General features: G+C 58.0%; 14 protein-coding genes. 9 read left to right on the forward strand and 5 right to left on the reverse strand.

Annotation, left to right across the window (positions count from 1 at the left end):
- Positions 1-228: 228 nt before the first annotated feature.
- Positions 229-2,130: a molecular chaperone HtpG gene (gene htpG / locus ACR2R1_RS02915; protein WP_434112592.1), complete on the reverse strand. Its 1,902-nt coding sequence runs from the start codon at positions 2,128-2,130 to the stop codon at positions 229-231.
- A 343-nt stretch (positions 2,131-2,473) separates the two neighbouring features.
- Here htpG and motA point away from each other — a divergent pair, with 343 nt between their 5' ends.
- From motA to ACR2R1_RS02930, 3 genes are read left to right on the forward strand one after another with little or no spacing between them, the layout of a single operon-like run.
- Positions 2,474-3,328, forward strand: coding sequence for a flagellar motor stator protein MotA (motA, locus tag ACR2R1_RS02920; protein WP_156881845.1), 855 nt, complete (start codon positions 2,474-2,476; stop codon positions 3,326-3,328).
- Between the two features lie 21 nt (positions 3,329-3,349).
- Entirely contained in the window at positions 3,350-4,294 is a 945-nt protein-coding gene (motB, locus tag ACR2R1_RS02925) for a flagellar motor protein MotB (RefSeq protein ID WP_086134807.1), read from the forward strand.
- Between the two features lie 12 nt (positions 4,295-4,306).
- Positions 4,307-5,056: a class I SAM-dependent methyltransferase gene (locus ACR2R1_RS02930; protein WP_086134806.1), complete on the forward strand. Its 750-nt coding sequence runs from the start codon at positions 4,307-4,309 to the stop codon at positions 5,054-5,056.
- A 26-nt stretch (positions 5,057-5,082) separates the two neighbouring features.
- Here the strand turns inward: ACR2R1_RS02930 and ACR2R1_RS02935 are convergent, their stop codons facing one another.
- The 3 genes from ACR2R1_RS02935 to ACR2R1_RS02945 form a co-directional block, all read right to left on the reverse strand.
- A complete protein-coding gene (locus tag ACR2R1_RS02935) occupies positions 5,083-6,102 on the reverse strand; it encodes an NAD(P)/FAD-dependent oxidoreductase (RefSeq protein WP_086134805.1) in 1,020 nt (339 codons plus the stop codon).
- A gap of 214 nt (positions 6,103-6,316) precedes the next feature.
- Entirely contained in the window at positions 6,317-7,036 is a 720-nt protein-coding gene (locus ACR2R1_RS02940; protein WP_434112594.1) for a DUF2459 domain-containing protein, read from the reverse strand.
- Positions 7,037-7,101: 65 nt separating this feature from the next.
- Positions 7,102-8,118: a tryptophan--tRNA ligase gene (locus ACR2R1_RS02945; RefSeq protein WP_086134803.1), complete on the reverse strand. Its 1,017-nt coding sequence runs from the start codon at positions 8,116-8,118 to the stop codon at positions 7,102-7,104.
- A gap of 174 nt (positions 8,119-8,292) precedes the next feature.
- On the opposite strand from ACR2R1_RS02945, the gene ACR2R1_RS02950 reads away from it, so the two are divergent.
- From ACR2R1_RS02950 to ACR2R1_RS02975, 6 genes are all read left to right on the forward strand, one after another.
- Positions 8,293-8,592, forward strand: coding sequence for a PilZ domain-containing protein (locus ACR2R1_RS02950; protein ID WP_156881841.1), 300 nt, complete (start codon positions 8,293-8,295; stop codon positions 8,590-8,592).
- Between the two features lie 30 nt (positions 8,593-8,622).
- Complete coding sequence (locus tag ACR2R1_RS02955; RefSeq protein WP_077729560.1) at positions 8,623-9,027, forward strand: 6-pyruvoyl trahydropterin synthase family protein; 405 nt, start codon at positions 8,623-8,625, stop codon at positions 9,025-9,027.
- A gap of 19 nt (positions 9,028-9,046) precedes the next feature.
- Positions 9,047-9,496: a DUF1249 domain-containing protein gene (locus ACR2R1_RS02960; RefSeq protein ID WP_077729558.1), complete on the forward strand. Its 450-nt coding sequence runs from the start codon at positions 9,047-9,049 to the stop codon at positions 9,494-9,496.
- Positions 9,497-9,891: 395 nt separating this feature from the next.
- Complete coding sequence (locus tag ACR2R1_RS02965; RefSeq protein WP_434112597.1) at positions 9,892-10,917, forward strand: chemotaxis protein CheB; 1,026 nt, start codon at positions 9,892-9,894, stop codon at positions 10,915-10,917.
- 932 nt (positions 10,918-11,849) lie between these two features.
- Positions 11,850-14,612 (forward strand): SpoIIE family protein phosphatase, encoded by a 2,763-nt coding sequence (locus ACR2R1_RS02970; RefSeq protein ID WP_240502451.1) that lies wholly within the window; start codon positions 11,850-11,852, stop codon positions 14,610-14,612.
- Positions 14,584-15,723 (forward strand): PhnD/SsuA/transferrin family substrate-binding protein, encoded by a 1,140-nt coding sequence (locus ACR2R1_RS02975; protein WP_133715959.1) that lies wholly within the window; start codon positions 14,584-14,586, stop codon positions 15,721-15,723. The genes ACR2R1_RS02970 and ACR2R1_RS02975 overlap by 29 nt, the downstream gene beginning before the upstream one ends.
- 324 nt (positions 15,724-16,047) lie before the next feature.
- Here the strand turns inward: ACR2R1_RS02975 and recQ are convergent, their stop codons facing one another.
- Positions 16,048-18,201, reverse strand: a complete 2,154-nt coding sequence (recQ, locus tag ACR2R1_RS02980) for a DNA helicase RecQ (protein WP_434112599.1) — start codon at positions 18,199-18,201, stop codon at positions 16,048-16,050.
- Positions 18,202-18,218 lie beyond the last annotated feature (17 nt).

Here is an 18,218-nt window from a genome sequence, read left to right on the forward strand (position 1 = left end):
ACGCAGCCGTTCGGCGATTCGCTGAGTCGGCAGAGGATCGCCGAACGGCTAAATCCATCGTCGCGGTCAGCGCCGCCTTATGGATTATTAATCAGGCCCGTCAATACCCTCCTGGTATTTCGGGCCGCCGCCCAGGCCCGGTACACGCCCGGCCTGGACTCACGCGGCTTGTCGCCGCGCCGGGGCATCCCTGCCCCGGATTAACCCGGCCTATATTTATAGGCCGGGTTAATAGTGCATGACAGCTTGAAGCAAGCCGTTCAAACGGCGGACGAAGGCGGCGGTATCGTCCAACTGGCCGCCTTCGCTGAGGACCGCCTGGTCATAAAGAATATGGGTCAGATCGGCGAAGCGCGATTCGTCCGCCTCTTCCTTGAGCCTTGTCACTAGGGGGTGATCGGGATTGATCTCGAAAATCGGTTTGCTGACCGGTACGTCTTGCCCGGCCGATTTCATGATGCGTTCCATGGTACGGCTTAGCCCGTAGGTTTCGCTGACCAGGCAAGCCGGAGAGTCGGTCAGGCGAGCGCTGATTTTCACATCGCTGATCTTGTCGCCCAGCGTTTGCTTGATTTTGTCGATAACGGGCTGGAACGCCTTGCTGGCTTCTTCGGTATGCTTCTTGTCCGCTTCGTCGGCAAGGGTGCCCAGGTCCAGATCCCCCTTGGCCACCGATTGCAGATGCTTTCCTTCGAAATCGGTGAGATAGCTGACCAGCCAGTCGTCGACCCGATCGTGCAGCAGGAGTACTTCCAATCCCTTGCGACGGAAGATTTCCAGGTGCGGACTGTTCTTGGCCGCGGCGTAATTCTCGGCCGTAATATAGTAAATCTTGTCCTGCCCCTCCTTCATGCGGCCGACGTAATCCTCCAGGGAAACGTTCTGGACATCGGAATCGTTATGAGTGGAGGCGAAGCGCAGCAGTTTGGCGATGCGGTCGCGGTTCTTGAAGTCTTCGATCGGACCTTCCTTGATGACCTGGCCGAATTCCTTCCAGAAAGCTTGGTATTTTTCCCGCTCGTTCCTGGCCATGTCCTCCAACAGACCGAGAACCTTCTTGACCGCGCCTGAGCGGATTTTTTCGAGCAGCGCGTTTTCCTGAAGAATTTCCCGCGAAACGTTCAAGGGGAGCGAATCGGAGTCGATCACGCCGCGGACGAAGCGGAGATAACGGGGCATTAGCTTCTCCGATCCTTCCATGATGAAAACCTTCCGCACGTAAAGCTTTACGCCGTGCTTCGCGTCGCGGTCCCACAGATCGAACGGCGCATGCGACGGAATGTAGAGCAGAAGGGTGTATTCGTTGGTGCCCTCCACGCGGCTGTGGAGGCGAGCCAGAGGCTCCTGAAAGTCGTGGGAAACGTGCTTGTAGAATTCGTTGTATTGCTCGTCCGAAATCTCATCCCTGTTCTTTGCCCATAAGGCGGAAGCGCTGTTGACGGTTTCCCACTCGTCCGCTGCCGGCTTTTCGTCTCCGTACGCTTCCTTCTTCATCAGGATCGGCAAGGAAATGTGATCGGAGAATTTGCGTATGATCGACCGGAGTTTCCAACCGTCCAGGAACTCGTCCTCGCCTTCGCGGAGGTGCAGCGTAATCTTCGTTCCGTGCTCGGGTTTTTCGATGGTTTCCAGCGTGTAATCGCCTTCGCCCTTGGATTCCCAGCGTACCCCTTGGGCCGCGTCCAGACCCGCCTTGCGGGTTTCCAGGGTGACTTTGTCGGCAACGATGAATGCGGAATAGAAGCCCACGCCGAACTGGCCGATGAGCTGGCTGTCCTTCGCTTCGTCCCCGGTCAGCGACTCGAAGAACTGGCGGGTGCCGGAGCGGGCGATGGTCCCGATGTTCTCGCGGACCTCGTCGTGGGTCATGCCGATGCCGTTGTCGGTAATGGTCAAAGTCCGGTTCGTGTTGTCGTATTCGATCCGAATCTTCAGCTCGCTGTCGCCCTCGTACAGCGCATCGTTTCCCAGTGCCATAAAGCGGAGCTTGTCGGCAGCGTCGGATCCGTTCGAGATGAGCTCGCGCAAGAAGATTTCCTTGTTGCTGTACAAGGAGTGAATCATCAGGTGCAGAAGCTGTTTTACCTCAGCTTCGAACCCAAAAGTTACCTTGCTTTCTGCTACGGTCATGGCAGTGACTTTCCTCCGGAGGTTTAAGTGGATCGACTCTATTAATCAGGCCCGTAAATACCCTCCTGGTATTTACGGACCACCGCCAAGGCCGGTTACACGTCCCGCCTTGGCTCACGCGGCTTGTCGCCGCGCCGGAACATCCCTGCCCTGGGTTAATAAGATGACGATGAGAATTTGGGGCGATCCTTCCCGTTTTCAAGTCTGTTTCGTTTTTTGAGACGAGCGCCACGTTTTTTCGTCTAGACTTTTTTCGAGCCTGCTGTGGCTCGGACAACCAGCACCAAACTTCGACCGGCTATCCGTGCCGCCCTTCAGTTAAGCATCTCCAAAGAGTTAACGCATGTTCGTCATTATCGGTTACATCATCGTCGTGGGCGCCATTCTGGGCGGTTTTTTGATGGCGGGAGGCCATATCGGCGTTCTTATTCAACCGAACGAGGTCATCATCATTTTCGGCGGCGCGCTCGGCGCATTCGTCGTGTCGAACAATCCCAAGGTCTTGAAAGCCGTTTTCGGCGCGTTGATGAGCTCCCTGAAGGGTTCCAAATACAACCAGGCGCTTTATCTTGAAACCTTGACGCTCTTGTATCGGATCTTCAACAAGATCCGTCAAAATGGGCTGTTGTCCATCGAAGGGGATATCGAGACGCCGGATCAAAGCGAATTGTTCAAATCCGCGCCCAAGGTGCTGGCCGACCATCACGCGGTCGAGTTCATCACCGATTATTTGCGCTTGATGACGAGCGGCAGTTTGGACGTCCATCAAATCGACAATCTGATGGACATCGACATCGAAACCCATCACGAGGAAGGCCACCTGCCCATACAGGCGCTGCAACGCCTCGCGGACGGCATGCCGGCGTTCGGCATCGTCGCCGCGGTCATGGGCGTGGTGCATACCATGGAGTCGGTGGGTTTGCCGCCGGCGGAACTCGGCAAGCTGATCGCCGCGGCACTGGTCGGCACATTTCTGGGTATTTTGGTTGCCTATGGTTTCATCAGTCCCCTGGCGGGTCTGTTGGAACAACGTTTGGCGGAATCGACGAAGTATTATCAAAGCATCAAAGCCGGGCTGATCGCCTCGATAAACGGTTACGCCCCATCCACCGCCGTGGAATTCGCCCGCAAAGCGATGTTTTCCGCGGAGCGTCCGGAATTCTCCGAATTGGAGAAGCATCTCAAAGAAAGCCGTTAACGAGCTTATCCGGATAAGACCATGGCCGATAATTCGAACCAAATCGTCATCAAGAAAATCAAGAAAGGCGGTCACGGCCATCATGGAGGAGCCTGGAAGCTGGCCTACGCCGATTTCGTCACCGCGATGATGGCGTTCTTTTTGCTGATGTGGCTTTTAGGTACGACCGAACCCGCTTTCAGGCAAGGCATCGCCGAGTATTTCAAGGATCCCTGGAAACCTTCCCGGCAAGGCGGTCCCAACACGGGCGATGCAACCAGCGTGATCAAGGGAGGAGGGGAGGACATCACTCAATCCGAGGGTCAAGTCAAACTGACCGACCAAGGGAAGGAAGATATCGTCGGAGAAGCCGCCGAATCGGAAAAGGAGATGGAACAACTCGAGGCGCTGAAGGAAAAGATCGAGCGGATGATCGAAACCAGCCCTTTGCTCACACAGTTCCAGAATCAACTGAAGATCGACATCACTCAGGAGGGGCTACGTATCCAGATCATCGATTCGGAAGGCCGGCCCATGTTCAATTCGGCGAGCGCCAAAATGGAAGGCTATGCATCGGAGATACTTCGCCAAATCGCGCCGGTCATCAACGAGTTGCCGAACAAGATCAGCATCGCCGGACATACGGATGCAAAGCCGTTTCCGGGCAAAGGACAGGGTTATACGAATTGGGAATTATCCGCCGACCGTGCCAATTCCGCCCGCAAGGAGCTGATCAAGAGCGGCCTCAAGGAAGAAAAAATGATGCGGGTGGTGGGGCTCTCTTCGAGCGTTCCTTATGTCAGGGAAGACCCCTTGGCCGCCACCAATCGGCGCATTTCCATCATCGTGATGAACAAGCATACGGCCGAAGAAATCATTACCGGCGGTTCCGGGATAGATATATCTATGCAAAAGCCGCTGGACAAAGGGGCGATTACGGGCCAAGGCATGGTGCCGGCCGCCAACAAGGCCGCGTCCGCACTCTAGGGCACCATATTCATGGTCGAAGCGCTGCCGGTTTGGTTCAGGGCCGTCCTGAGCCAACTCTTGGCCATCTTAGGCACATTCCTGCTTCTAAAGAGCGGCGGCCTGTTCTGGGCGTCCCTCGAGTTCGCCGTGGCATTTGAAGGTCTTCTCGCCATGGCCTTCGGCTGGATGCTGAGACTTCCTTATTGGTGGCTGCCGATCCAGGCGCTGTTCGTTCCCGCAATCGCCGTCAGCTGGCGGCTGAATCTCCCGCCGGTCCTGTATTTGGCCGGTTTCGTCCTGATGTGGCTGGTTTTTCGCAGTAATCTTCGCGAGCGGGTTCCTTTTTATTTGACCGATCGCGAAACCTGGCTTGCCGTTTCCGAGTTGTTGCCGCGGAACGCCGCGTTCAAATTCATCGACCTCGGTTGCGGCTGGGGCGGCGGCCTGGCGGTTTTAGCCGGGCAATGCAAATCCGGCGAATTCCGGGGCGTCGAATCGGCGCCTCTGCCGGCCCTGCTCGGCCGGTTTCGATTGCGGAACGAAAAGAACTGCCGTATCCGTTTCGGCGATTTTTGGATCGAGGATCTCGGCCGTTTCGATGTGGTTTACGCCTTTCTATCGCCGGCACCCATGCCTCGCCTGTGGCGCAAGGCGCGGAAGGAAATGAAGCCGGGGTCGCTTTTCATCAGCAACACGTTCGAGGTACCGGGTGTCGAACCGGATCAGACCTTGATCCCGCGAGATGGCCGCTCCGGCAAGCTGTTGGTTTGGCGGATGTGACCTTCGGTTTCTCGACCCTTGCCCCATCAAAAAATATAAGGGTGCACTGCATTGAAACCGTGCACTTTGGCGCGCGGTTTGAAATCGGGCGGCTGCCATGGCTCGTTGGTTTGCCCGGCAAGAAAACGGGCCAGCCAGAAGGCTTGATGCCGTATCGGCATGATATAGGCGTACAAGCGGCCGTCCACGAATTCGGCGGCATCGCCTATGGCGTGGATGTCGGGGTCGTTGGTGCGCAGGAACTCATCGACCAATATGCCCCGATCGGCATTTAACCCGATGCGCCGCGCCAGTTCGGTTCGCGGCTTGAAACCGCAGGCGACGATGACGCCGTGGAAACCGCTAGCCGTTTCGTCCTGCAACTTCACCGCGTAAAGGCTGCCGATTTTTTCGAAGCCCTGGACCGAGGCATTCAAGCGAACCTCTATCCCGTGGCCCTGCAATACCTGCAACAGAGTTGCCGAATCTTCCTCGATCAACTGACGTTCCATGAGTCTTGCCAAGGCATGAAACAAGACCACCCGATCGCCCGCCTTGGCCAGATCGGAAGCGACTTCGCAGCCGATCAGCCCGCCACCGATCACCGCCCACAGGGGCTTTGCCGATGTCTCGACGATTTTTTCCCGATGCCGCCGGAGTTCGATCAAGTCGTCGAGGCTGTTGACGACAAAGAACAAATCGCGGCTCGTCTGAAACGGGGGCGGAATCAGCGCATCCGAGCCGGGCGCGAGCACCGCCTTGTCGTAATTCAGGGTAAATTCGCCCGAACTGTTCCGGCAGACAATGGTTTTGTCGTCGCGGTTGAGTGTCAATACGCTGGTTTCGCGATAGATCGCGATGCCGGCATCGTGCAGTGCATCGAACGGCTTCAGAATGATCTTGGTTTCGATGTCGTCCCTCGAAAAGCCGTGGGATAGCATAGGCCGCGAATAATAGCCGTGGCCTTCCTGAGTTACGACGGAAATTCGGCATTCCGGCGCGAGTTTCCGAAGTTCCTCCGCGAAAGTGATGCCCGCGATACCTGAACCAATGATGACGACGTGCATGGAGTTTCCTCGCGATAACCGGTAAGCGTGAAATATCAAAAAGAGCCTTGAAGCGATTCCTACGCCGATACTTATTAACCCGGCCTATATTTATAGGCCGGGTTAATCCGGGGCAGGGATGCCCCGGCGCGGCGACAAGCCGCGTGAGCCCAGGCCGGGCGTGTACCGGCCTGGGCGGCGGCCCGAAATACCAGGAGGGTATTTACGGGCCTGATTAATAGCGACCTTCCGACTCCGGCCGAACGATCTTGCCGAACTCTCGCACCTGGGACAAGAGCCCCCGCGACGTGACCGCGAAAAACGGCACGACGGGCAGGCCCGCATCGCGCAGGATTCGCGCAACCCAGACATTGCAGGTATTGAACAGATGGAATTTGCCCTCGGCTGCATAAAAGCGGCTGTCGGGATATAGACCCGGGCCGATGGCTTGCGCTCTGGCCGTATTCTCGCGGGCGTAGGTGTTGTGAATGGATACGATGAGTTGCCTGAGCTGCTGTTCCGACAAGGGGACCTCAACGATCTCGGCGGCGGGGAAATAAGCGGTCGGATGAACGGGGACTCCGACAACGTGCAGAACGCTGGCGGTGGGGGCCACGACGGCTTTGAACCCGTACCAGAGGTTGAAGCCGGCGGCCTGATAAAAATCGCGGTCTCCCCAGCCTACTTCGAGATACTCCGCTTTCGGAAAGTCTTGGCTTTCCGGCCACAACCCGGGCGGGATATCGGCTCGTTTGACGGCTAGGCCGGTGTGCCAGCCCAGATCGACCAAATAGATAGTGCGTTCGGCGCCGGCCTCTTCCATGGCCAGCGCCTCGTCCAGTCGGTTCGGCGCACAGCCGGCGAGCAGCGCCAGCAGGACCAGCAGCCGGAACAATCTTAATGGGCCGGCTGCCTCGAGATATCCTTTTGCCCAGTATTTGGGATCGTGCGACATGTCATTCCCGACGGTAAGGCGCGGGATAAGCGGCGGCGACGCCGCATCCGAACGGCGCGCAAAGGTCAGAGACTCAGGCTTCGGATTCCGATGCTGTGGCGGACCTTCCGTATCAGCGGGGCGCTGTAGCTTCGGGCCTTGCGGGCGCCGTCCTGCAATGCTTCCTCGATTTTGTCGGGTGCTTGTAGCAGTGCTTCATAACGTTCCCTCGCGGCTTTCAGATGATCGTCCAGATACTCGAACAAAATGTTTTTCATTTCTCCCCACGCAATGCCTTCCGCGTAGCGGCGCCTTATCGCCGTAGTCTCCTCCTTTGTCGCGAACGCCCTATAGATGCCGAACAGGGTGCAGGTGTCCGGATCTTTGGGTTCGCCCGGCAACAGAGAGTTGGTCTTGATCTTCATGATCAGCTTGCGCAGCTGTTTTTCGGGTGCGAACAGCGGGACGGTGTTGTCGTAGCTCTTGCTCATCTTACGCCCGTCCAATCCGCATAGCACAGCGGTATCCTCGCTGACGTCCGCTTCGGGAAGCACGAAATGCTCGCCGTAAATATGATTGAAGCGTCCGGCGATATCGCGTGCCATTTCGATATGCTGAACCTGATCCTTTCCGACGGGAACTTTATTGGCGTTGAAGATCAGAATATCGGCCGCCATCAGGATGGGATAATTGAACAATCCCATGGTGACGCCCTTATCGGGGTCGCTTTCGCCACTTTCTTCATTGGCTTGGACCGCGGCCTTATAGGCATGGGCGCGATTCATCAGTCCTTTTGCAGTGACGCAACTGAGTATCCAGGCCAGCTCCGTGATCTCGGGGACGTCCGACTGGCGGTAAAACACGGCGTTTTCCGTATCCAAACCCAAGGCCAGCCAGGTGGCGGCGATTTCCAGTGTCGATTGGCGGACGCGTTCCGGGTCCTGGCATTTGATCAAGGCATGGTAGTCCGCCAGAAAATAGAAAGGCAGGACGTTATGATCGCGGCTGGCTTCGATGGCAGGGCGTATGGCGCCCACGTAATTGCCGAGATGAGGTGTACCGGTCGTGGTTATTCCAGTTAGGACGATGGATTTCGTGCTCATAGGTTCAAGGTGTCGGATTACTGCGTCGTTCCAACAGGTTGTGTCGATTTAGGCGCGGCACTATGGCATAAAAGGGCGCGCATTGCCAAACCCGAAATCGGAATCGTCCGAACGACTTCGGCTATGATCTATCGGTTAGAATACCGGGAAACCTAAAGGGGGAGATGCACAGCTATGCTGGAGTACGACGAAAAGCGGGATTTCATCCGCATGCAGGCCGATTGCAAGATGACCTTCCGGCTGGCCGACAGCGATATTGTACATGAGGGGGTATGTGTAAATATCAGCGGCTCCGGCATCTTGTTCGAGGCCGATATTCCTTTAGATGTCGGCAAAGCCGTCGAAGTGTGCCTCGTTCCGCAGAACAAAATCACCCCGCCTCTGACCGCCTATATCGAAACGATCCGCTGCGCGGAGAGCGAAGCGGGTGGTTACCGAATTGCCGGCGCCATCAAAGGCATCAAGAGCGAGTGAAATCGCTGGTCAATATCCTTGTCGCAATTCATGTTTACGATTACCAAAGAAGTGTATTTTTGCTACGGACACCGTCTAATGGAACATACGGGCAAGTGCCGTCATCTCCATGGTCATAGTGTCAAGGCAGCAATTACCGTGATTGCCGAAAGTTTGAACGAACAGGGCATGGTCTGCGATTTCGCGGAGATCAGCGCCGTCGCGTCGGAGTATATCGACCGGCAGCTCGATCACAATCTGCTTCTGCACAAGGATGACCCACTCCTGCCGGCGCTAGTTTCGGCCGGAGAACGTTTTCTGGCGCTCGACGAGCATCCTACGGCCGAGTATCTGGCCAAGCTGATATTCGGACACGTCGCGAGCCGAGGATACAACGTCAGGAGCGTGACCTTATGGGAGACATCCAGCGCCTGCGCTACCTACAGTGAATTTTGAGAGATCGTTTTTACCGGTAATGAGCATTTTCCAGCCCGCAGAAAAATCCTTCTGGCTGCAAAAAGTCTGCGAATCGAACTACGAGAAACTGGCGCACCTGATTCCCGACTTGGACCGCATCGACGAGACCGCCGTCGCCCAAGTCAACGGCAAGCCGTCCCTGCATCTGAGGTTGCTCGAAAGGTCGCCTTATACCCTGACGCTGGAGCTTACCCACGATTTCGTGCGGGGTTTCGAGCCGGCGGTGAGAATCCGCGTCAGTCTGGACGCCAAGACCGCCGAAGCGCTCAGCGACCACTGCCGACCGGTGGTCCTCGATGCGGTGAGGGACCGGTCCAGCGCCAAGAGCGTGCTCGATTACAAATGGTCGCTGAACTACTTCCTCACCCGCTGGCTGGATCACTGCCTCCAAAGCGACTACCGATTCGGAACCGCCCGTTATTCGCGGGAAGAATTCGCCACGGTCTAATTCCATTCGACATTCGAGTGAACATTCATCGTAGGATGGGTAGAGCGAAGCGAAACCCATCGATGGCGGGTTAGCCCTAGTCTCCGCTCAGGACAGGCCCTTCGACAAGCCTGTCCCGAGCATCGTCGAAGGGCTCAGGACAGGCCCCGCGTAACCCGCCGATGGAAGGTCGCTCGGCGGGTTACGGCGCACGCGAAGCGCAGTGATCGGCAGTCGGCCGGTGCGAATGTGCGCCTAACCCACCCTACGAAAATCGATTCCTGATTGAAAGCGATTTGGAGGGGTGGTCGAGTTACTCCTATCCGTTGTACCCGAACGTCGATCCAATTTCGCCCTTGATCAACCATTCGGCGTCCTTCGGGTCTAAGTAAGTATTTGGAATAAAAACCCGTACGATGCATACCCGCGACATGATCGTCATCGGCGCCTCGGCGGGAGGCGTGGAAGCGTTGAAAAATCTGGTCGGCGATCTGTCTTCCGATCTTGAGGCGACCCTTCTCGTTGTCCTTCATGTCCCAAGTCATAGTACGAGCTTTCTGCCGAATATTCTCCAGCGAAATGGACCGCTCCCGGCCACCCACCCGGATGACGGCGAGACGATTCGGCGGGGGCATATCTACGTCGCCCCGCCTAACCGGCATCTGGTGCTCAGAGACGGGAAGATTCATCTTTCGGGAGGCCCCAGGGAGAACGGCTTCCGCCCCGCGATCGATCCGCTTTTCCGCTCGGCGGCGAGGATATACGACTCTCGCGTGATAGGAGTCATTTTATCGGGCACGCTCGGCGACGGCAGTTTCGGACTCAAATCCATCAAGAACGCCGGCGGGATAGTGATAGTCCAGGATCCACAGGAAGCCATTTTCTCCGAGATGCCGCTGAACGCCATCGAAAGCGTCGCGGTCGACTACATCCTGCCCGTCGCGGGCATTGCCGCAACCATCGAGCAGTTAGCCCAACAGCCCGTGCGACAACGACGAGGTGCCCCCATGCCGGATGAAACAGAAAAAGAGCGTGAGATTGTCAAAAAGGACATAAGACAGTTCGAATCCGGGGGAAACCCGCGCCTTGCCAGTGTCCTGACCTGTCCGGAATGCGGCGGGGTGATGTGGGAACTCGGCCACGGCGAAATGGTTAAGTACCGCTGCCATGTCGGACATGCGTTTTCCACGGAAAGCCTGCTCAATGAACAGGCCGAAACGCTTGAAGTCGCCCTTTGGTCCGCAATCCGTTCCCTGGAGGAACGGGCAGCCCTGCTAAAGCGCATGGCCGCGCAATGCCACGAGCACGGCAGCGTCTTTTCGGAGCAAAGGTTTTCGGATCAGGCGAAGGAAACCGAACAAAACGCCGACGTGATCCGTACCGTATTGCTCAACGGCAGAAAAAACATAGCCAGTCTCGACGAAGAAGCCGGCAACGAGTGAGTCGGGCGTTTGCCCGTGCGTTACGGCCCACTTCTCATTTCAATAGCAAGGGGTCGTTTTAATCGGGATGCTTCCAACAGGGCTTTCGCTGGCTTCCAGGCTCCCGCTTGGAAGCCATATCCGAGACGCCCGAGTTGGCACTGGGTTCCCAAGCTGGAGTTTGGGAACCAGCACAATTCTGAGAAGGTTTTGCTGCTCCTTGAAAGCTTCGAAGCCGCCGGCAGAGGTACCGGTGCCGACGATCATGAGCGGGTGCTTTGGGGACAAGGCGACATGCGTTGACGGTGAGGTTTTCTTGGACTGCGATTCGTCCCGTGTTTTTTGAGTGCGTTTCTTTGCCATGACTGCTTGACAATGGAACTATCTTGGCCTTGTGCGCGAGTCGTTCGCTGATGCCAAGAGTGCATACTCCGTTTTTCACGGATTCGCGAACGCGGCCGAGCGGTCTCTGGCAATTGGATGGTAATTCTGCGGGAACGTCAGACAAATCGGCAAAAAGTACGTGATGGGCAAACAAGCCGGTCCGCGTAGGAAGCGCTGTGGCGAAGTTGGTTTCCCGCCGAGTGACCGTCGGCCGATGCCCAATCGACTATTCGGGCCAGGGTTCCGTGATTGGCTTTCGATGTCGGATCATTCCGGCCTTTTTAAGAGGTGAGGGTTATCCATACTAAGACCGAAGACTAGCAATAAGATCCTGCAACGTCCCCATATTCCCGTTCACCGCGCTGTGCTTCCGCTACGCTCCTCGACACCGGCGCCGTGGTCCCATGAGGCGCCATTCTGACGCAAAAATTCTCAAATATATTGGAGCTGTGAGCATCAGTTACTGATCTAGATCAACATTTCGGGCGAAGTTTACAAATCCATCTACTATTAATGAATGCCCTACAAGGGGGCATTCATTAATAGAACGGAAAGAGGAAGGAGAACTTATGGAGCCCGGAAAGTTTCCCTTGTCCCAGCAAACACCCTCGAAAATGCAAGGTTTTTTTCGAGAGTCTCTCGGCTGGGCATTGGACCAGTACGGCACCGTGCTGGGCCTTCTGGCGATGACGGCCGTCGTGAGCTACGCCGTTCTGATCGCCGACCTTCGCAGTCAGGAGGGCAGCGCCGCTGCCTTGAACCTGGCCGGCCACGAGCGCATGTTGGTGGAGCGCGGCGTGGTTCTGGCGATGAAAATGACAGCCACCGAAAGCCATGTCGAGCGCCAGGCCATCCGACAGCAGATGGTGGATACCATCAGCCTGTTCGAGAACATGCACGGTTATCTCAGGAACGGCGATCGCCTGGTGCGCCAGGGGCCGCGTCTACTGGCCGAGCCGGGCGAACTGGCTCCGGAACTGCGCCTCATCTACTTCGAAGATCCGATCAAACTCGATCAACAGATCAATGCTTACATCGAGGCGATACGTAAGCTATTGTCGCGGCCGGTGGATGCCGTCAATTCGGACGATCCGTATTTTCAGTATCTCACTTCCGACGCCCCCGAAAAGATCCTCTCCGGCCTCGACAAGGTGGTGGCGTATTACCAGCAAAATGCCGACTTCCGCCTGCAAAATACCCAAGACCTACAAGGCGTGATGCTGGCGCTGTTCCTGTTTGCCTTGGCTTTCGGCGGCATGGGCCTCTTGAATCCTCTGGTCAAGCGCCTCAAGGACAGCATGGCGAACCTACAGGCCCAGAGGGACTTCAACGAAAACATCATCAATACGGCTCAAGCGCTGATCATCGGTTTGGACACCCGAGGCAAGATCATCTTGTTCAACCGCTATGCCCAGGAAATCTCCGGCTGGACCGAGGACGAGGTGCGCGGTAGCGAGTTCTTTGCCATGCTCTTTACGCCCGAACAGCAGGGCCAAATGCGGGTTTTGTTCGACGATGTCGTGCAGGGCGGTCTGTCCGGCGAGACCGGGACGGAAGTTCCCATGCGAATCCGTAGCGAGGAACTGGTGGACATCATCTGGCATGCCACGGTGGTCCGCGATCAGGACAGCAAGCAGCCGGTCCTGTTCCTCATCACCGGCGACGACATTACCGAGCGCAAGCGGGCGGAAGATCGTCTGCAAGCCACCCTGGTGGAACTGGAAAAGCTGAGCAGCCGACTGCAGGAAGAAATCAACCTCGCCGCCGCCTTGCAGCATTCCATTCTGCCGAGCCCCGACATCGTTCTGCCGGGCGTACACGGCGTCGCCTCCTTGACTACTTCCAGCGAGGTGGGCGGCGACTACTACGACTATTACAAGGTCGGCGGCTATTACGCCGTTATGGTGATCGGCGACGTGAGCGGGCACGGCGTGGCGGCGGGCACCATGGTGAGCGCCGCCAAGGCAGGTCTCTATCCGCTGGCGAATGAAGGGGTGACCCGCCCCGCGGAGATCCTTCGTTCCCTCAACGAAACCATGTTGGCAACGGCGCACCAGTCGTTGCTGATGACCATGGGCTGTCTGAGTCTGGACAGCCGCACCGGTCACTTGCGCTTCGCCAACGCCGGACACGTGCTGCCTTACCTCAAGCGGCGCGGGGATAAGCACTGGACCATGATCGAGGGGGGCGGCTTGCCCTTGGGAAAGAGCCGCGATTCCGATTACCTCTCGGTAGAACTGGATCTGCAACTCGATATCGGCGACCGGATATTCCTCTACACCGATGGCGTGGTGGAACAGGAATCGGCGCGCGGCGAACCCTTCGGCTACGAGCGGCTAGAAGCCATTCTGAACGAAAACGCCGAGGCCGAGCCGCGCGTGCTGGAAGAAAAAATTCTCGCTGCACTCAAGGCTTACGGCGGACGCGACCATTTCGACGACGATGTGACCGTGGCCGTGCTGGAGCATACCGATCGCGTGGAGGTCCAGGCCGCGCGCGACGAGGACTCGGCTCAGCTCATCCGCATCACCGAGGGATTTTACCGAGGCCAAAGCGATCACTTTACCTCGCCGACCTCGCGCCAGCTGGTGGTTTTCCTGTCCGAAGGCGAGTTTCACGACCTCTTGCCGCGCCTCAGCGTGGACGGTATCCGCCGGGTATTGCCCCGCGACGATGCCTTTTACCATCGGCTCGGTTGGGAACATTTGCTCAGTCAGCATCAAGCATCGCCGGATGATGATATTTACTGTCTCGTCCCGGGGCGCGTCGCGGAGCGGCAATTCCAGCTCACCCACAGCGACGACAAACTGTTCTTCATGGAGGAAGGTCGCGCCTGGCTGGAGGAACTGGGCGTCATGGCGCCGGACCAACTCGAGTCTATCCTGTTGGTCCTCGACGAAATGGTGGAGAACTCGTTGTACGGCGCGCCCCGTGACGGCCAAAGCCGCCCGTTTTATCTGAAGGGAACGACGCGGAATCTGTCCGAGAACGAACACGTGCGCATCCACCTGGCGGTAGGTTCCGACACCATCGGTTTGTCGGTTACCGATAACTGGGGCACCTTGACCCCGGCAATCTTCCTGGACCATCTGACTCACACGCTTGCGAAAGGCGTCGAAGCCGGTATCGGTGGAGCCGGGTTATATCTGATGTGGCGTATGTCGGATTACTTGCAGGTGCGCGTCACACCGCATCGCCGTACCCAGATCACCACTCTGTGGGATCTGAGCCGGCCCTTGCAGGTCGGCTTGAAAACCGGATTCCAGTTCCTCTACCACAGCGAGCACGATGAGGTTGTAAGCCATGACTCTGGCAGATTCACTTTTCATTAACAGCCTGCCGTCCGGCGAGGAAGGCGTGCTGTGCTACGCCTTTGCCGGTTCGGTAGACGCCCATTCCGCGCAGACCCTCGGTCAGTTGAACGGCATTCCGGCCAACGCCCGCGTCAGTTTGGATTTCAAACAGGTCGAGCGGGTCAATTCAATGGGCCTGTCTCTGCTCCTCAAGCTGTTCGAACACTGGGAAAGGCAGGGTATCAAGATCGAAGTCAATAACCCCAATCGCATGGTCGCGATGCTGTTCAAGATCACGGGGCTAGGCCGTTTTCTCACCACCGATGTCAGCCTGCCGTCGGAGCGGGCCCAGCCGTCCGTGGTCAGCGCCGTACGAGCCGCACCCGAGCGTCCCGTCGAATCGGGTTCGCCGCATCCCCGGGGCAAACTGAATTTCGTGGCCAGTCTACAGGTCGGTGCTCAATTGAGCGGCTGGTACCTGCTCAATACCTATTTGCAACGGCACTTGCAGCGTGCGATCCATTTCGAGCAGTTGCCGGCGGGACATGAGATCGGCCACGAAACGGTGGACATCTTCTTCGCCAAGCCCTTCGAAGCCTGTGCCATGATTCGGCGGCAGCAGTTCGTGCCATTGCTGCGGCCCTTGGGGGAGGCCGACGAAGTAGTGATCGTCATGCGCGCCAACGACGAGCGGTCACTCGCCGACATGGGAGACGTCCGCGCAGTCACGGCTTCGCAGGGCAGTTTCGTCTACCTGCTGGGTCGTTTCCTTTGCGACGAGAACGGGCTGGACTCGTCCAAGTTCCAGCATCACTTCGCGGGCAACGAAATCAAAGCGCTGCAATTGCTTCTCAAGGAACAGTCGGATGTCTTGTTCATGCTGAAGAAGACCTATTACGGCCTGTCCAATCTCACTCGAAACAATACCCGTGTCGTGGACGAAAGCGACACCCAGTTTGCCTTCCATCTTCTTTGCGCGAGCCCGCAAATCGCCGACCTCGGGGAATCCGTCGCGAAAGTCTTTACCGGCATGGGCGACGACGAGCAGGGTAAGAGCATCCTAAAGGACATCCAGTTCGACGGCTGGTGCGTGCCGCAGGAAGGAGAACTCGCCATGCTGATGCGGTTGTACGAGAGGTACGCGGATTAAGCGGAAAGACGGTTCTAGAAGTGCAGCCATGGTAGGGTGGGTTAGGTGCGCCCCGAGAGACCGGATTTAGTCCGGCTGGCTGGAAGCGCACCGTAACCCACCGAATGAGCGAAGTAGGTCGGCAATCCTTTGCCGACGCACCCGCTTGCCGACCCGTTGCGTCGGGAAAGGATTCCCGACCTACGTCAGTTGGGTGGCTCCTGTCGGCGCCGGTTTGCGATTGAAAGGGACCATGGACGGGTGGGTTAGGGCGTCTCGAAAGACCGGATTTGCGCCGGCAGGTTTAGACGCGCACCGTATAAACCCACCGAGGGGGCGTTCACTCTATGCCTCGGAGTCAGGCGAGTTACGCAGCCTGTCGTAATAGGCCCGCACGCAACGAAGCACTTCATAGCTGTATTTGCCGTTCAGCGCCTGGTATAGCGGCTTGAGGGCGCGCCGTTGGTCTTCCGGCAGGCTCTGCCACGCTGCTTCTATTTCTCCGATTTCCGAATCGCTCAAACCCACCACCTCGCCGAGTTCCACGGCCCCGGTTTCGATGGCCCTGGCCAGATGGCCGTAGACGGTCGAAATCGTCAATCCGCGCTGATAAGCGATCTGTTCGGCGTTCATGCCGAGCCGGAATAGCGCCAGGCTTTCGTCTGCCGTCGTGCTGGCGGTCGAGGCCGAACCGTCGCTGCTTCCGTGCTCCAGGATGACCGACAGAAACTCGTCGCCGTAGAGCTCCAGCTTGCGTTCGCCGATGCCCGCCAGGCGGCTCATTTCGGTGCGGCTGGTCGGTCTCGACTGGACCATTTCCATCAGAACGGCGTCCTGAAAAATCACGTAAGCAGGCACGTCCTGCTCCTCGGCCAGCGTGCGCCGCAAGGCGCGCAAGGCTTGCCAGAGACGCTCGTCTTCCGGGTTGGAAAAGCGTTCGACGGTCTGGCGTCGGCCGCTCGAGGCCTCCTTGTAACTGTCCCGCCTTAGCCGAAGGTCGACTTCGCTGCGCAGTACCGGGCGGCATTCCTCGGTCAGACGGAGTGCGCCGTGAGCCTCCCAGTCCACCGTCAAATAGCCTTGGGCGATGATCTGACGGAATACCGAGAGCCACTGTTTCTCGTCCATGGCGTGACCGATGCCGAAGGTGCTGAGCCTGTCGTGACCCAGCCGCTGTATTCTCTCGTTGGACTTGCCGCGCAGTACGTCGATGATGTGGTGAACGCCGAAGCGCTGGCCGGTGCGGTAGACGCAGGACAATGCCTTGCGGGCGGCGTCGGTGCCGTCCCAGGTGTCCGGCGGGTTGAGGCAGTTGTCGCAATTGCCGCAGGGTTTGTCGGAGATTTCGCCGAAGTAGCGGAGCAACGCTTGCCTACGGCAACCGGTCAGCTCGCAGAAGCCGAGCATCGAATCGAGTTTGTGGCGCTCGACCCGTTTATGCAGTTCATCCGCTTGGGAGGCCTCCACCATTTGCCGCAAGGTGATCACATCCTGCAAGCCGTAAATCATCCAGGCATTGGCCGGCAAGCCGTCGCGTCCCGCGCGTCCGGTCTCCTGATAATAAGCCTCGAGGCTCTTGGGCAGGTCGAGGTGCGCGACGAAACGGACATTGGGTTTATCTATGCCCATGCCGAAGGCGATCGTCGCCACGACGATCACGCCTTCCTCCATCAGAAATCGCCGCTGGTTTTTCTGGCGTTCCTCGGCGGAAAGGCCGGCATGGTAGGGCAGGGCGGAGAATCCTTGAGCGCGGAGCCATTCCGCGGTCGATTCCACCTTTTTTCGCGACAGGCAGTAAACGATGCCGGCATCTCCCGGATGTTCGTTTCGGAGAAACTGAACCAGCTGCCGGCGCGCGTCCTGCTTGGGCGATATCCGGTAGCGTATGTTGGGCCGGTCGAAACCGCTGCAAAAGACCCTGGCCTCCTGCAGTCCGAGGCGCTCGACGATCTCCTGCCGGGTCCGCTCGTCGGCGGTGGCGGTCAAGCCGATTCTGGGAATGCCGGGAAAACGTTCGTGCAGCAAGGAGAGCTGCCAGTAATCGGCGCGGAAGTCGTGGCCCCACTGGGACACGCAGTGCGCTTCGTCTATGGCGAATAAACTGACTTCGGCCCGCCCGATGAGCGCCTGCACGCGCTCGGTCAAGAGACGTTCGGGCGCGACGTAGAGGAGGTCCAGTTGGCCGTCCAGAAAGTTCTGCTCGACCTGGCGCTGTGTGTCGTAAGCCAGGGTGGAATTCAGAAAGGCGGCTCGAACGCCGAGTTGGAGCAGGGTTTCGACCTGATCCTGCATCAGGGCGATCAGGGGCGAGACCACGACACCCGTACCGGGGCGGATTAGCGCGGGAATCTGGTAGCAGAGCGACTTGCCGCCGCCGGTGGGCATCAGCACCAGCGCATCGCCCCCTGCCGTCAGATGATCGATGACGGCGCGCTGCTGGCCGCGAAACCGTTCGTAGCCAAAGACGCTGCGCAGGACCTGAAGGGGGTCTTTCGGCATGATCCGCCAGCTTGCCG

It is taken from the genome of Methylocaldum sp. GT1TLB (genome assembly GCF_051027445.1).
GTDB lineage: Bacteria > Pseudomonadota > Gammaproteobacteria > Methylococcales > Methylococcaceae > Methylocaldum.